The sequence below is a fragment of the Haemophilus parahaemolyticus genome, from assembly GCF_002015035.1.
Taxonomy (GTDB): Bacteria; Pseudomonadota; Gammaproteobacteria; order Enterobacterales; family Pasteurellaceae; genus Haemophilus_A; species Haemophilus_A parahaemolyticus.
This window is the reverse complement of record NZ_MUXY01000001.1, coordinates 522050-536067: the sequence shown is the minus strand read 5'-3', so window position 1 is coordinate 536067 and position 14018 is coordinate 522050. Positions and strand designations below refer to the sequence as shown.

Sequence of the window (14018 nt, the reverse complement as noted above, 5' to 3'; positions counted from 1 at the left end):
AATAGAAAGTAAAGCAAAAATACCTAAACCAATTGTAAGTGCCATAGTGCCTCCTTATTGAGTGAAGTTTATTGATTATGTGCCTTAAATTCCTCAAAGGCTTTAATAATCAGTTGGTTTTGCGGAATATTAAGCACCTTGCTTAATTCTTCAATCTCTTCAATGATTTCAATCGGAAGTTTAAAGCCTTTGATTTTTACGCCCCGCTTGGCATCACTTTTTGCTTGAATTTCTTGTCTTGACAACGCCATAATGAAACCTCATAATAGTTTTAAGTGAAGAGCTAGGGAGTTGCAGCTCCCTAGCAAGCTATTTCAGCTAGATGTTTTTGCTAAACATCACTAACGCTAAAATAACTAGGATAACTAAGATAATCATAGTTCTTATCCTCTTCATTCAGCGTGAGGATTAAGCCTCACACTCGCTTTCGCTCCTGTGTCCTACCACCTGCGAAAGCAAAATCATCATAATATAGATTAACCTATAAAGCAAATAAAAAAACAACAAAAAGCCGATATTTCTATCGGCTTTTTTTATGCGTTACAACAATGCCATCTGTTTTTCTTCGGCTTCCAGCACAAAGTTTTTAATCTCTTTCAGCTCTGCCAGCGGTAAGCGGTTGAGTACCGCTTTTAAAATCCCGTTTTTGAGTAAGTGGCTTTCGTGGGTAGTATGAGAGAACGTTTGATCAGCCACCCAGCGATGATTACATTGCTTATTTTTACACACGAAGTAAATTTTTAAATAATCATCGTGCTGGCGTTCCGATTTAATCGCAATCGCAGGCGAGTGACACACGTTGCAGTAGTTTTTGATTGTTCTTCCCATCTTCTCAACCTTGTTTATAAAATCAGTGTAATAATATTCACGTATTTTATAAAATAGCCTTCTGGATGTCTAGAAGTCTGTTTTAAATCTTACCCGTAATGTGTCGGTTAAGTCGGGATCGTGGTTGATGGCATCCATAATCATTTCTTGCATGGGTAAGACCTCATCTAAGCGGTAGGCGTTGCGGATTTTTTCCACATCGCCAAAAGAGCCACCATGCGAAATAATCCCCGCAAGGCTTGCTGGGTAGCGGTGTGCGGTCAAAATATCTTGTGCCGATACATCTTTAATCGTGCCGAATTCGTCCTTTTTGCCCGTGTCACCGATGGGAATGACTTTCAAGCCGTCAGGGTGTCCGCCTGCAATGTTCACAAACATAGATTTGAAATTGCCCACGCCTTTTGAATTGGCGATAGATTCACGGATTTGTTCTTCCATTTCATCGTCCATATCAGGATCGGTCGAATAAAGAATAAAGCCTAAATGCGAACCGTTGGCAAAATAGCGACGACGGAAGCGGGTCGCTTCACTGTTGAGCAATGCCGCTTGAATTCCCCCGATATAGTCTGGCGTGCCGTAGACTTGTTGCATGGGGTCGTAGAGCTTGATAAAAATCACATCCTCTTCAGCGTAATCTACTACCGTTTGTGCTTGGTTATCATATAAATCACGGCGAATAATATAGCGGTATCCCCCTTCTTTTTTGCGACGAAGATAGAGCGAAGAGAGCACCTCAAGCCCCACCACCTCGCCAAACATATTACGCAACTTCAGCACGCCTACATCGCCAAACTGGATCAGGTTTAAAGCCAGGGCACGCATCGCCATTTTAGAAAGCCCGCCCGATTGGTAACCGTTGGCAATCATAATCGCACGGCTATTTAATATTCCGCAGTGTTGCGCATTCTGGTGTGTCAATTTCGCCAACGCCCAGCGGTTTAACGGCGGTTCATAGATCCGATATTTATCGGAGAAATTCAGCCCCACATAATCCAACGCAGGGGCAACCGTGTAGCCATCTTCAAAACTTGAAGAGGGCATAGGGAGGGCGGAAAAAGATTTTTTATTGCTAGAAGCGGTCAATTTTGGTTTATTTTTTGCCATTTTCTTTACTCATCTTGTTACTGATTCACAAACCAACGGGCTTTCTTTTTCCGTTGGTCGTTAAGTTCTCGTTTGTTGATAGCGTGTGCTATTGCCCAGAAGACGTCTGCGTGTTGGTTGCTTACGGTGCGATCGGCAATGAACGTGCTAGATTTTCCGCTGTTGGTCGTGGTTTGTTTAATCATCAAGAACGACGCAATAATGTCTTTCTCTTCCTCGTTCCACTCTAACAAGCCACGCTCTACAAGGTCGTGTACTTTCAGCACCAACGCTGATTTACTTTCTGCCGTGTAAAGAATCGGCACGGCTTTACGTCCTGCAAATTCTTTGATCATTTCATACACACCAACGCCCACCCCGTTTGTATCGATACCGATATACGAGAAGTTATATTTTGCAAAAAGTTCACGGATTCTATCCGCTTGATAGCGATAACTGAGCCCGTGCCATTGATGACGTTCTAATAAGCGGTATTTTTCGCCCTCAAACAGCGGGGGTGCAATCACGACAAAAGATGCCCCATCACGAGAATGAGCAGGATCAAACCCGCCCCATACTTCCCGATGACCGAATGGTTCGGAGGATTTTGGGTCGTAATCCTTCCATTTGCTCGCATCAATCGCACATTTCATCAATTGCGAAATCGTGAAAATAGAATCGCTATCATCCACCCACTCGCACATAAATAACTGCTTGAAAGCGTGCGAGCTGTATTTCTCTTTCAGTGCCTCAATGTCAAATAGTACGCCTGCACCGCCTTTTACTGCATCTTCAATCGTCACCACATAACGCCACGCTCCATCGGGGCAAATCATCCCGCCGTTTCTGAGTTGTTCCGTCGTCGGGAAGCTCACAAGCTGGCGTTTGCGGTCGTTGCCTTTCCACATATCGCCCGACCAGAATTGATAAGCCTCGTGAAACTTCGACGAGGGCGTAGAGAAATACGTTTCACGCCATTTTTTATGCGTTGCCATTGCTGAAGAGACGGTGTAGAACTCTTCAAAATTACGCAGCCACGCAAATTCATCACCGTACACGTGCCCGTGATAACCTTGAGCCGTATTTTTGTTGGTCGATAAAAAATGCAATTCAGCCCCGTTGCTAAGCACAATCGGATCGCCTTTTAATTCCACATCAAAATATTCTTTTGCCATTTTGATAATGTAGGTTTTAAATATTTGTGCTTGTCGTTTTGAGGCTGATAAAAATATTTGATTATCGCCCGTTTTAATTGCTTGTTCTAAACCTTCAAACGCAAAATAATAAGTTGCCCCGATTTGACGACTTTTTAATAACATTCGCACTTTCTGCTTATCTATCGCATTGCGTAAGCAGTGCTGATAGTCAAATAGCGTGGCAAGAAACGGCTCAAACATTTCATTGGTAACGTGTGAAATATCGTTTTTTATCGTGCCTTTCTTTTTCGTCTTACTTTGTTTTTGTTCTTTCTGATATTCATCAGTTGAAATACTTTCTGTTGTTCCATCGTTTTTCTGTTTAGCTGCTTGTTTTGCTCGTTGGGCTTTATATTGAAGATCACGCTCAATTAACGCATCTAATTCTTTTAACTCTTGTTCTGTTTTATTTTCACGGTCAACCAACGCCAGAATGCGAAGCCCGATTATTTCTTCAATACCTTGCTCACCAATTAAATTACGCCAGTTGTATTTTTCTGCCCAGTAATACACAGGGCGAGCAGAATTAAGCCCCAATTCACGGGCAATTTCTGCAGGCGTGTATTTTTTCAAATATAAGTAACGTGCTTCAAAAATGACTTCATCGGAATAGCCACTTTTGCGTTTTTTTAATGTTTTTGGTTCGTTCATACGGCTATTTTTTAATAAATATGCACCGCTTTCACGCCTGAAAAATTGGCTATTTTCGGATATTCGGAAATTAAGCTTAATTTCTGGAAATTAGCGGAAATTTCCAAAATGAAAAGGCGAAAAAAATGGGGCAAAATTATTCCACATTACGCAACCGAATAGGAAAAGGCGGAAAGAAAAAAATGAAGACAAAACTCACCACAGATTGGATTTGCATCGCGATGAGCGGAAAAACTGCAGACGGGCGAGAAATCAAAGCTGAACATTTAGAACAGATGGCGAAAGCCTATGATAAGAACTTATATACAGCTCAAATTTGGTTGGAGCATTATCGCTATATTGGTAGTAATTACGGCATTGTTGAGGAATTAGAAGCGAGAACAGAAGGCGATAAAGTCAAGTTATTCGCCAAAATTTCACCAAGTAAAGAGTTATTAGGGCTTAATGCAAGGGGCATTGGTTTATTTACCAGTATTGAAATCAACCCTAAATTTGCGGATACCAAAGCAGCGTATTTAGTGGGATTAGCGATTACCGATAGCCCCGCAAGTCTTGGCACAACACAATTACAATTTAACCAACGTACAGGCGTTCAGGGCGTAATTGTCAGTGATCCGCTTCAATTCTCTTTCACTATTGGCACAGCAGATCGAAGTGAACATGAAGAAAACGAAGAGCAAGCCAAAGATGAAGCCAGAAAACATCTTTTCTCATGGATGTTTAACCGTGGGAAAAAAGGCGAAAAGCCTAGCACAGAAAGTGCACCAGAACAGAATGAGGATACTCAAGAAATGACAAATGAACAAATGCAAGCCTTTGCACAAATGGTTGTAGCAAGCGTAACGGCAGGAGTAGCAAATGCTTTTAAACAAGAGCAAGAGAAGCCAGAAGAAAAGGTAACAATCACCAAATCAGAATATAACGCTCTAAAAGCAGGTAAATCAGAAAGTGAAGAGCAAAAGCCTGATCTAGAAAGCCGTGTAGCAGAGATTGAAAAGCAATTCTCCGCTTTACGCACGCAAGCGGTCACCACTGTGCCAGTAGGGGCAACGAATAGTTTTGCTATCAATACGGCAATTTAAGGGGGCGTAATGAATAAACCCGCATTTTATTCTTTTTTAACCGCTGTAGCGAATTACTACGGTGTCGATCCGCAGACAGTATTACGTGGTGAAAGTTTTAACCTGGAAATTCCGAAAGCGGCGTTATTAGGTAAAAACATTCAGCAACGTAGCAACTTCTTAAAACAGATAAACGTGCAAAACGTGCTGAATGTGAAAGGTAATAAATTATTCGGTGCAGCTGAAGCAGCCATTACAGGTCGTCACCAAGACAAACGCCACTTAGTCAATCTTTCGCATACGCAAAGCACCTATGAATTATTCAAAACCGATTCGGGTGTGATTATTCCGTGGGAGATGTTCGACCATTTCGCCGCACTTAACCAAAACGGGGAGCTAGGCGATTTATATGCGGAATATGTGCAAAATCAAATTGCACTAGACCAATTACAAATTGGCTGGCACGGTAAAACGGTCGCAGATAACACCACAGCGACAGATTTATCTGATGTGAATATCGGTTGGCTTGCCCTACTTGAGCGTGATAAGCCTGCGAATGTGCTTACCGATGCGGTAAATATTTTCGGCGATGGGGGCGATTATGCCAACTTAGACGAATTAGCACTTGAGCTTAAACAAGGCTTAGATTATCGCCATCAAAACCGCACCGATTTAGTGTTTTTAGTCGGGGCAGATTTAGCCAATGCAGAATCCCGTTTCTTAAGTAAAGCGGCAAAATTAAAAGCGACGGAACACGTAGCCTTAGGTTCAACAGAATTAACGGGTTCATTCGGTGGGATGACAGCCATCACGCCACCGAATTTCCCAGCAAAAGGGGCAGCGGTTACCACACTTAAAAACTTAAGTATTTATACACAAGGCGCAAGTGTTCGCCGTCGTTTTGAGTCCAACGAAGACCGTATGGGCATCATTGACAGCTATTACCGAATGGAAGGCTACGTTGTGGAAGATAACGGGTTGATGACTGCGATTAAAGCGGAGTCAGTCACGATTGGCGAACCGACAGTGTAGGTGAATGATGGCAGGATTTAGAGAACATCGGGAGCGTTTAAAACTGCAACAACAGCAAGCGGAGATTGTACAGGGCAAGGCGGTGCAACTTACCGCACCCACACAATACGACAGCCTAATGATTGTAGTCCACAATGAGCTTGAGAAAATCAAAGCCTTGCCAACCTTTGAACAGCGTGCAGAGTACAAGCGGTTGTATTTCTTACCGAAATTCTTACCGCTTGTTGAGGAGTATTTTGTCAAAAATGAGCACTATCAAAATGATCTGGTGGGCTATTGCGTCGTGTTTCTGTTTGATGTGGGCGACTTTAACCAAGCCATTACCCTTACCGACAGAGCCATTGGCGATCAGCAGAAAATGCCCGCAACCATTTTGCGAAGTTTTGCCCATTTTGCCGCAGACCAACTGTTCGACTTTACCGAGCGAGCGACCAACAGCGGACAGAGTGCCGAGCCATATTTCAGCCAGATTTTGGACAAGATCACGATGTCAGACTGGTTGGTCTCAGAAATGGTCATGGCAAAATGGTACAAACTTTTAGCAAAACTCTTACTTTTAGCCCGTGAATTAAACGGAAAAGTAAAAACTGCACTGGTGAATGAGCCACGCCGCTTAGAACTGGCGATTTTGGCTGCTGCGAGTGCAAACCAATACAACCATAAAATCGGGGTAAACAACCTGATCGAGCGTTGTTTTATGCGATTGAGTGCGTTAAGTAACCTGAATTTATATACAGAAGAAAAGCTGAACGCCTTTAACAAATCCCTCCAAGAGGGGCGAGCAAAAGGCTTAACCGAAGCAGAAATAGCAGAGGTGAAAGCTTATTTGCGAAACCCCTCGCTTTCACTTGAAGAAGTTGCCGAGCAATTAGGGGTAGCCGATGTTTAACGGACGCAACCAGCCTGAATTAAGCGATGCCGTGTTAGGCAGTAATGGCTTCTGGGGTGAAATTAAAGTAGGCGACTTTCAGAAACAGCGAAGCATTCCGCTGCAGATTCCGCTGGATTTAGTCGAAAACGCCTTAGTCTACGCTATTGATAGCGTAGAACTGGATTTACTGCAGGTAGAAGAATTTTACAGGGAAAAAGGCTATCAATTCGTGGAGCAATTGCCGAGCATTTTACACAGCAACAGCACAGGCACGGCAAGCCGAATGCACAGGTTGTTTGAAAAAGCCGTGTTTGCTCGAGCTAAAGCCGAGCTACTCCCCGAATTTACGACCCTCTCCGCCCGTGAAATTCACGAAGGGCGAGAGGCAACCAGTGAGCAACGCACGCTTGAGAAAGAAGCCACCATGGCAATTCGTGCCATCAAAGGTAAAAAGCGAAGCAGTGCAGCATTGATTTAACAAGCGGTAGAAAAATGAAATTACTTTACCAGAAACTGACAGAACACTTACTCAACTATTTACCGTTGAACTATCAGCCTAATTTTTACAGCTGGATGAGCAAAGTGAAAATTATCAACGAAGGGCAAACCCTGGTAGAACAGGGTGAGTTTTTAACCGAAAGCGTGCAAGTGTGCGAGATTGAATACGATGCCGTATTGTGGTTTGAAGCTTTGCCGTTTAGACAGGTTGATCCGCTCAAATTGATGGTACTGCTGAATACGTGGGTGCAGGATTGTGCAGAGGGTAAAGATGAAGAAGGGGGCTACCCTTACAACCACAATCAACAAATCGAAGGCGAATTGACCCCGATTGATGATGAAACCACCGATTTAGATTTTACGCTCACATTCAGAGAGCCCGTCTATTTAGTGCGTGATGAAAAAGGCGATATTCCGCTCAATGGCAAGCGTTATCGCTTGCAGAATGTGGAAATTTTTACCCTTGAAAATGTGCCCATCCGTGCCCGTTATGTGGAACGCAAACGGAACTTCAGCCGATGAAAACAGGCTTTAGTGCACAATCCAAGCGACAGTATCGAAGGGATTTTAAGATCTTGACCTTAGATAGCAAAACGAAAAAGACTATTTTGAAAAATGTTGTTCTAGAAAATAAAAAAGATGCCAAAAACAACAATATTAAAGAGCAAAAAACACCTACAGGGGTAGCTTGGAAACCACGTAAGAAACCGAAATTTAAAGTGAGCAAGAGAGGCGATAAAGCGACGTTGCCAATGTTGAAAAAAATTCTGAATAACTCACGAGCCTTTGCCGATAGTAATACAGGGCGATTAGGTTATCGGAGCCCAGTTTCTGCACGTATTGCAGCGGAACATCAATACGGAGCAAGAATACCAATAAAGGGACGGAAAAATGAGTGAACAATATAGAGGGCCCGCAACCGAAGAGCAGGCACAGATATTGCTACAACTTGGCTTTAATGAACCGAAAAGACCGATTTCGGAACATAGAGGAAAAAAGCCAATGACAAGAAAAGATGTAATGGATAAATGGGCAGAGCGAATTATTCGAGCCGATAGAAACCACCGAAAAGCGTCTAGTGTAGCGTATATAACAAGCCACTTAACTTTTGGACAGGCGGGGGCATTGATCGGTTTATTAAAAAAACAGCTAGGTATTAAAGGTCGCAAAAGTAGCGTAATGGAACTCCCAGCCCGTCCATTCTTAGATGAGAGCCAAGAACAAGTAGATCGGCTTTTTACCCACGAATTAGACAAAGCCGTCACAAACAAATTGAAATAGCCGTAAGCGAGCCCGCAAGCGGTCAGATTTGAAAGGAAATGAACAAATGACAATGCCAAGCGTGGTAATTAACGCCCTTAACCGCAATCAGAGCAAACCGAATGCGGTGGAGAAAACCGCTCTGTTTGTGGGCGTGGGCGCTACCAATGTAAACAACGTCCTCTTAGTGTCGGGCGGTAGCAATTTAGATCAGTTATTGGGTGCCGCCGACAGCGAATTGAAAAAAGCCGTGCAAACGGCAAAAGCGAACAGCGGAGACAGTGCCAACTGGTTCGCCTATGTCTACCCGATGGCACAAGATGGCTACGATTTCCAGAAAGCCGTGCATGCGGTCATGGAGCAAGTGAACGTAGAATTTGCGGTTAATACCAACACTGCCGATGCCACCTCAGCCAATTTGAACAAATGGCAGCTACTTTATAGCGACTTATTAGGCAAATATAGCCGCAGAGTGTTTTTTGTTCAAGCTGTTGCGGGCATTGACACGACAGAAACGTGGGCTGTTTATTTAGCCAAATTAAAAAAATTAACCGATAACATTGTCGCAGAGCACGTGATGGCAGTGCCAAACCTTTTCGGCAATGATGTAGGCGTGCTTGCGGGCAGATTGTGCCACAGTGCAACATCCATTGCCGATACTCCCGCACGGGTGAAGACGGGTGTGCTTTACGGTTTAGGTTCAACCCTGCTACCTAAAGACAAAGATGATGCCATTTTAACCACGGCACATTTAAAACAGATTGATGCTTACCGCTTAAGCAGTGCGATGTGGTATGCAGACAAAGAGGGCTTTTACTGGGGCGACGGTAACACGCTAGACAGTGCAACAGGCGATTACAAAGTGATTGAGAACGTGCGTGTCGTAGATAAAGCGTGCCGTGCGGTGCGATTGCTTGCCATCAATAAGGTTGGTGACCGTTCGTTTAATTCGACGGCGGGTAGCATTGAAGTGCATCAAACTTACTTTGCCCAGCCATTGCGAGAGATGGCAGCAGCGATCACGGTTAACGGGGAAATTTTCCCAGGCGAAATTATGCCACCGAATGATGAGGCGATCATCATTCAATGGATAAACAAAACCACCGTACAAATTTACATTACCGTGCAGCCGATGGATTGCCCGAAAAATATCACCGTGAGCATTATGCTCGACCTTGATTTAAACCGTACACAAGCAGCGTAAGGGGAATAAATGAGCAGAGAATTTACCAGTGGTAATAGTTTTAATGTGTATATCTGGAATATGCCGATCCACGTGGAAAGTGCAAGCCTTTCAATTACCGATAACACCGCAATGGTGACTACCCACGGCGTGCCAGATGGTTATGTTTTTGGTGATGTAGAAGCAAGCGGTGAAATGGAATTAGATTGGCGACAATTCAAACGTATTGAAGGCGTTGCCAGTGCGGCGGGTTCATACCGTGATATTCCTACCTTTGATATGGTTTTTTATGCGAACCGTGGGGGCAGCCGTGTGAAAGTGGAAGCCTTTGGCTGTAAGCTCAAAATCAGCGACGTGTTGGATATTGACCCGAAAGGGGGCGAGAAATCGAAAGTGAAAATCGAATATATGGTGACGTGTAAAAACTTCGTGCGTATCAATGGCATTCCGTATTTATCGCCAGATGAAACTAATTTCTTATAGTAAGGAGATATATGTATAAATTATCAGGAAAGGCGTTTGAATTATTAAAACGTTTAGAAGGTTGCAAATTAACCGCTTATCAAGATAGTGCGAAAGTGTGGACGATTGGCTACGGGCACACGCACAACGTGAAAGCAGGGATGAACATTACCCAAGCCCAGGCGGACGCATTTTTACAAGAAGATGTCGCTAAATTTGAACAAGGCATTTCGCAAACCTTGCGAGAATTGGGCACGAAGGTAACACAAAATCAATTTGATGCCCTTGTGATTTTTAGCTTTAACGTAGGCTTGCGAGCCTTCCAGAAGTCCACGATGGCGAAAAAACTTTACTTAATGGACAACAAAGACCAGTTAAGCGTGAATGCCGTTGCCGACCAGTTCCCACGTTGGAACAAAGCAGGCGGGCAAGTGTTACCTGGTTTAGTGAAACGTCGTGCAATTGAGCGCCTTTTATTCTTAGGCGTGGAGGCGTAAGCCATGCCGTTTAGCGATCCAAAAAATCAGCCAAGTTTATGGTTTTGGCTGTTGATGATTTTGCTTTCGGTAACGGGTGGCGTAACAAAATACGTTACAGACGCACAAGAGAAAAACAATGTGGTGAACTGGATTAACGCAGGCATTTCAGGCTTTATCGGCGGATTTGCGGGCGTGGTTTCCACCTTTTACATGTTAGAGCAAGATTTCTCCATGTATATGATCGCCTTTGGGGCATCGTTATCTGGCTTCTTGGGCGTGATCGCCTTAAGAGGTTTTACCAAATTTATTTTAAAAATCACGGAAAACATGAAGTAATTCATGACGGGCGGGGATAAATTCACGCCAAATAACAAAAATCGTAGGGGAGGGGTTTACCCCCTCCCCAAATATCAACCAACACAAAGGAAAAACACATGACAAAATCACAAAGCATAGCACAAAGCATTTTAGAACGTATGGGCATTGCGATTGCTAATCAAATCACGTTAACCGTGCAGGGCGTGCCCTTCACCTTCAACCGCAATGATGAAGCCTATGCTGAATTGCAAACGATGGTAGGCAAAGGCGAATCAGCGGTAGGCTTGAAACAATACTTACTGGATATTGTGGCAGAAGAAGATCGTGAAAACTTGCTTGAGGTCGTCAACGTGCCGGGCTTTCTGGATGCGATTATTCCTGTAATCCGTGAAAAATTTATCCCTCAATTTGAAGTAACCGTAAAAAACTAAATGCACGGGTAAAGGCGATTGAAGAAAACACGTTAGAGCAAGCCTATGCGTTGCGGGAACACTATTTACCGCACGCAGATAACAGTGAAAAGAGCCTTGCCCGTGCTATCTGGTTACACAAAAATCATTTTGAATGCCTTGCCGTGGCAGTCAATAACGGCATCGCAACTGCCTTTAAAGGTTAAAGGCAAGGGATAAGCCCCCGCATTCTGCAAACGCTCGCACTTTGAGGACGCATTCAGCAATGGCAAGCCGTCAACTTGAATATATCGTCAGCCTCCGAGACCAACTTACCCCCGAAATTAGCAAAATTTCCCGTGAAATGGACCGCTTGGGTGGTCAGGGTCAGAAAGCCATTGGACGTATTGCCCTTGGGGCTGCAGGGCTTTACGGCATTGGTGCAAGCGTGATGAGTGGCTTGCAACCTGCCATAGAGATGAATAACGAGCTAGGCAAGATTAAAGGCTTGGGCGAAAGTGCCGAGGGCTTGGAATTACTGCAAAAACGGGCGTTATCTTTCTCTACCCAGTGGGGCGAGAGTGCCGCCGAATTTGTTGACGCAAGCTACGATATTAAATCTGCTATTGATGGCTTAAGTGCGGAAGAGCTCGTGAGCTTTACGGAGATTTCCGCCGTTACAGGTAAGGCAACGCAAACCAGCGGCAAGATTATGACCGACTATTTGGGCACGATGTATTCTGTACTGGGTGCCTCTAAAGAAGCGGATAAAATCAGCTGGGCAAAAACCTTAATGGCTCAAACCGCTTACACAGCAAACAAATTCAAATCCGACGGGGCGAAAATTGCACAATCCTTTAAAACGTTGGGTAATACCGCTGTAGAGGCTGGATTTAAAATATCAGAACAATTTGCCACTTTAGGCTTATTACATAATGAAATGGATGCAGGTGTAGCGGCGACAAAATATCGAGCGTTCATCATGAACGCTGGTAAAGCTGGTAGAAAATTAGGACTGCAATTTACAGACAGCAACAACCGCTTGCTTTCTTTGCCCGATATTTTGGACAAAATCAAAGGTAAATTTGGCGATCTAATTGATGATAAAGAAGGCTACCTCATTGGAAAGGCTTTTGGCACAACAGAAGCAATAGGATTAGTGACGACGCTCATTGGGAAAACGGACGAATTACGCAAATCTGAAAAAGAATTAGCTGCACAAAATGGACTAGGCGAAGTGCTTGAAGGAGCAACAGCCAATATTGATGTCTTCAAACGGCTGCAAGAAGTCGTAAAAGGGATAAAGATTGCCATCGGTGATCAGTTGCTTAAAGTGCTTGATCCTTTTTTGCAAAAAATCGCTGATGTGGGGTCGTATTTAGTGGATTGGTTTACAGCGAATAAGTACATATCACGGTTAATCGGGCTGGTGTTAGGGGGCGTTGCTGCCGTGGCTGCATTGGCTTCAGCGGTTACCCTGCTCACAGGCTTGTTTGCGTTAGTGAAAGTAGGGATTGTGATTTTCGGGGCGTTAGCCGTTCCCGTCGCCATTTTAGCGTTAAAAATTGGTGCGGTGATGGGATTCATTTACTTGTTCCGTGCTCAGATTGAGAAATTTGTCAGCGGGTTTATGGCTGGTTTTAATGCGATTGGCGTTTCTTTTGAACCATTGAAACAAGCCTTTTCGACCCTGTTTGGTGTGATTGGTGGCATTATCAGCCGTTTTACTGGAATAAAATCAACATCGGCTGTATGGAGCGATTTAGGCGAGGCGGTGGGGTTATTTATTGCCGGTGGCTTAAATATTTTAATTCACGGCTTGGAATTTGTGATCCAGCTTGCCAGTTTAGTACTGGATGTGTTTTCTGGTGCCTTTTTCGGCATTGCGGAAATTTGGGATAACGCAGCCGCTGCATTTACGAATGGCAATATTTTGTTGGGATTTGTTGAGATTGGGCAAGGCATTATCAAAATCATCACGGACGCCTTCGGTAAAATTTGGTTAGCCTTTAAAAAGGGAGTGAATACCCTTGTGGGGTGGTTGAATAATATCCCAGGGGTAAATCTGCCGACCTTTGATATTCCGATTGCCTTTCAGCATGCGGAGAGCACAGCCACAGGCGTGGCAAATTCTGCCGTCGGTGTTGCAAATAGTGCGTTGAAAGTGGAAGGTACAAACGCCAAAGCCTTAACGCAACCGAAAAGCGGAAAAGGGGTCGCGGGTCAGATTACCCAAAATAAAACCGCCCATATTGTTAACCATATCAATATTCATGGTGCAGACGCAGGCACTCAGGCAAATAATTATGTGAACGCTCAAGAACGGGCACAACTTGGAGCGTAGAAAATGGATGAATTAAAACCCAGCCCGTTGTATTGGGATTTACTGGTCACCGACGAGGATTTAAGCCTTGATGTGGCAGGTATGGCGATGCGTTGCAACAATCAAGACAGCATTGCGCAGGATATGAAGCACTGTTTGCTAGAAAGTGGCTTGGTTACCGATTTGATCGGGGCACGTTCCCGCATTTTACGCAACGATATTTATCTGCAGATGATGTTGCTGCTTGAAGAAGATGAGCGATTAGTTGCGGGGTCGATTGATATTGTTGAAGAAAAAATCGACCGCTTGCGTATTAGTGCGGACACGGTGGAATGGGGCAAGGTGCAAATTGCTTTAAACATTACGTAGGGGCGGGGTTTATCC

At 44.1% G+C, this 14018-nt stretch carries 19 protein-coding genes; 15 read left to right on the top strand and 4 right to left on the bottom strand.

Annotation, left to right across the window (positions count from 1 at the left end):
- Positions 1 to 68: 68 nt before the first annotated feature.
- The 4 genes from B0185_RS02625 to B0185_RS02610 form a co-directional block, all read right to left on the bottom strand.
- Positions 69 to 251, bottom strand: coding sequence for a hypothetical protein (locus B0185_RS02625; RefSeq protein ID WP_005706302.1), 183 nt, complete (start codon positions 249 to 251; stop codon positions 69 to 71).
- Between the two features lie 289 nt (positions 252 to 540).
- Positions 541 to 828 carry an ogr/Delta-like zinc finger family protein gene (locus tag B0185_RS02620; protein WP_005706325.1) on the bottom strand — a complete coding sequence of 96 codons (288 nt, stop codon included), beginning with the start codon at positions 826 to 828 and terminating at the stop codon, positions 541 to 543.
- Positions 829 to 897: 69 nt separating this feature from the next.
- The gene (locus B0185_RS02615) at positions 898 to 1932 is read right to left on the bottom strand and encodes a phage portal protein (RefSeq protein ID WP_005706288.1); all 1035 of its coding nucleotides are present in this window, start codon (positions 1930 to 1932) and stop codon (positions 898 to 900) included.
- 17 nt (positions 1933 to 1949) lie between these two features.
- Positions 1950 to 3758, bottom strand: a complete 1809-nt coding sequence (locus B0185_RS02610) for a terminase large subunit domain-containing protein (RefSeq protein WP_005706296.1) — start codon at positions 3756 to 3758, stop codon at positions 1950 to 1952.
- A gap of 182 nt (positions 3759 to 3940) precedes the next feature.
- Here B0185_RS02610 and B0185_RS02605 point away from each other — a divergent pair, with 182 nt between their 5' ends.
- From B0185_RS02605 to B0185_RS02540, 15 genes are all read left to right on the top strand, one after another.
- Complete coding sequence (locus B0185_RS02605; RefSeq protein ID WP_039863202.1) at positions 3941 to 4840, top strand: capsid scaffolding protein; 900 nt, start codon at positions 3941 to 3943, stop codon at positions 4838 to 4840.
- 9 nt (positions 4841 to 4849) lie between these two features.
- The gene (locus B0185_RS02600) at positions 4850 to 5851 is read left to right on the top strand and encodes a phage major capsid protein, P2 family (protein ID WP_005706313.1); all 1002 of its coding nucleotides are present in this window, start codon (positions 4850 to 4852) and stop codon (positions 5849 to 5851) included.
- Between the two features lie 7 nt (positions 5852 to 5858).
- Complete coding sequence (gpM, locus tag B0185_RS02595; RefSeq protein ID WP_005706308.1) at positions 5859 to 6740, top strand: phage terminase small subunit; 882 nt, start codon at positions 5859 to 5861, stop codon at positions 6738 to 6740.
- On the top strand, positions 6733 to 7200 hold the full coding sequence (locus B0185_RS02590; RefSeq protein ID WP_005706289.1) for a head completion/stabilization protein: 468 nt from the start codon (positions 6733 to 6735) through the stop codon (positions 7198 to 7200). Before gpM ends, B0185_RS02590 begins: the two co-directional genes overlap by 8 nt.
- Positions 7201 to 7214: 14 nt before the next feature.
- Positions 7215 to 7742 carry a phage tail protein gene (locus B0185_RS02585; protein ID WP_005706294.1) on the top strand — a complete coding sequence of 176 codons (528 nt, stop codon included), beginning with the start codon at positions 7215 to 7217 and terminating at the stop codon, positions 7740 to 7742.
- Entirely contained in the window at positions 7739 to 8119 is a 381-nt protein-coding gene (locus B0185_RS02580; RefSeq protein ID WP_039863187.1) for a phage virion morphogenesis family protein, read from the top strand. The genes B0185_RS02585 and B0185_RS02580 overlap by 4 nt, the downstream gene beginning before the upstream one ends.
- Complete coding sequence (locus B0185_RS02575; protein WP_039863189.1) at positions 8112 to 8501, top strand: hypothetical protein; 390 nt, start codon at positions 8112 to 8114, stop codon at positions 8499 to 8501. Before B0185_RS02580 ends, B0185_RS02575 begins: the two co-directional genes overlap by 8 nt.
- A gap of 46 nt (positions 8502 to 8547) precedes the next feature.
- Positions 8548 to 9684 carry a DUF2586 domain-containing protein gene (locus tag B0185_RS02570; RefSeq protein ID WP_005706287.1) on the top strand — a complete coding sequence of 379 codons (1137 nt, stop codon included), beginning with the start codon at positions 8548 to 8550 and terminating at the stop codon, positions 9682 to 9684.
- 9 nt (positions 9685 to 9693) lie between these two features.
- Positions 9694 to 10146 (top strand): phage protein, encoded by a 453-nt coding sequence (locus B0185_RS02565; protein WP_005706285.1) that lies wholly within the window; start codon positions 9694 to 9696, stop codon positions 10144 to 10146.
- A gap of 11 nt (positions 10147 to 10157) precedes the next feature.
- Positions 10158 to 10622 (top strand): lysozyme, encoded by a 465-nt coding sequence (locus B0185_RS02560; RefSeq protein ID WP_005706328.1) that lies wholly within the window; start codon positions 10158 to 10160, stop codon positions 10620 to 10622.
- Between the two features lie 3 nt (positions 10623 to 10625).
- Positions 10626 to 10940, top strand: coding sequence for a phage holin family protein (locus B0185_RS02555; protein WP_005706344.1), 315 nt, complete (start codon positions 10626 to 10628; stop codon positions 10938 to 10940).
- Between the two features lie 98 nt (positions 10941 to 11038).
- Complete coding sequence (locus B0185_RS02550; protein ID WP_005706323.1) at positions 11039 to 11353, top strand: putative phage tail assembly chaperone; 315 nt, start codon at positions 11039 to 11041, stop codon at positions 11351 to 11353.
- Between the two features lie 50 nt (positions 11354 to 11403).
- Positions 11404 to 11538 carry a DUF6890 family protein gene (locus B0185_RS10415; RefSeq protein ID WP_005706260.1) on the top strand — a complete coding sequence of 45 codons (135 nt, stop codon included), beginning with the start codon at positions 11404 to 11406 and terminating at the stop codon, positions 11536 to 11538.
- Positions 11539 to 11597: 59 nt separating this feature from the next.
- Complete coding sequence (locus B0185_RS02545; RefSeq protein WP_005706268.1) at positions 11598 to 13655, top strand: phage tail tape measure protein; 2058 nt, start codon at positions 11598 to 11600, stop codon at positions 13653 to 13655.
- 3 nt (positions 13656 to 13658) lie between these two features.
- On the top strand, positions 13659 to 14003 hold the full coding sequence (locus tag B0185_RS02540) for a DUF2590 family protein (RefSeq protein ID WP_005706335.1): 345 nt from the start codon (positions 13659 to 13661) through the stop codon (positions 14001 to 14003).
- The last annotated feature ends 15 nt before the right edge of the window (positions 14004 to 14018 follow it).

Coding starts and splice junctions, on each gene's coding strand:
- B0185_RS02625 (WP_005706302.1), bottom strand. CDS start 251: ATGGCGTTGTCAAGACAAGAAATTCAAGCAAAAAGTGATGCCAAGCGG.
- B0185_RS02620 (WP_005706325.1), bottom strand. CDS start 828: ATGGGAAGAACAATCAAAAACTACTGCAACGTGTGTCACTCGCCTGCG.
- B0185_RS02615 (WP_005706288.1), bottom strand. CDS start 1,932: ATGGCAAAAAATAAACCAAAATTGACCGCTTCTAGCAATAAAAAATCT.
- B0185_RS02610 (WP_005706296.1), bottom strand. CDS start 3,758: ATGAACGAACCAAAAACATTAAAAAAACGCAAAAGTGGCTATTCCGAT.
- B0185_RS02605 (WP_039863202.1), top strand. CDS start 3,941: ATGAAGACAAAACTCACCACAGATTGGATTTGCATCGCGATGAGCGGA.
- B0185_RS02600 (WP_005706313.1), top strand. CDS start 4,850: ATGAATAAACCCGCATTTTATTCTTTTTTAACCGCTGTAGCGAATTAC.
- gpM (WP_005706308.1), top strand. CDS start 5,859: ATGGCAGGATTTAGAGAACATCGGGAGCGTTTAAAACTGCAACAACAG.
- B0185_RS02590 (WP_005706289.1), top strand. CDS start 6,733: ATGTTTAACGGACGCAACCAGCCTGAATTAAGCGATGCCGTGTTAGGC.
- B0185_RS02585 (WP_005706294.1), top strand. CDS start 7,215: ATGAAATTACTTTACCAGAAACTGACAGAACACTTACTCAACTATTTA.
- B0185_RS02580 (WP_039863187.1), top strand. CDS start 7,739: ATGAAAACAGGCTTTAGTGCACAATCCAAGCGACAGTATCGAAGGGAT.
- B0185_RS02575 (WP_039863189.1), top strand. CDS start 8,112: ATGAGTGAACAATATAGAGGGCCCGCAACCGAAGAGCAGGCACAGATA.
- B0185_RS02570 (WP_005706287.1), top strand. CDS start 8,548: ATGACAATGCCAAGCGTGGTAATTAACGCCCTTAACCGCAATCAGAGC.
- B0185_RS02565 (WP_005706285.1), top strand. CDS start 9,694: ATGAGCAGAGAATTTACCAGTGGTAATAGTTTTAATGTGTATATCTGG.
- B0185_RS02560 (WP_005706328.1), top strand. CDS start 10,158: ATGTATAAATTATCAGGAAAGGCGTTTGAATTATTAAAACGTTTAGAA.
- B0185_RS02555 (WP_005706344.1), top strand. CDS start 10,626: ATGCCGTTTAGCGATCCAAAAAATCAGCCAAGTTTATGGTTTTGGCTG.
- B0185_RS02550 (WP_005706323.1), top strand. CDS start 11,039: ATGACAAAATCACAAAGCATAGCACAAAGCATTTTAGAACGTATGGGC.
- B0185_RS02545 (WP_005706268.1), top strand. CDS start 11,598: ATGGCAAGCCGTCAACTTGAATATATCGTCAGCCTCCGAGACCAACTT.
- B0185_RS02540 (WP_005706335.1), top strand. CDS start 13,659: ATGGATGAATTAAAACCCAGCCCGTTGTATTGGGATTTACTGGTCACC.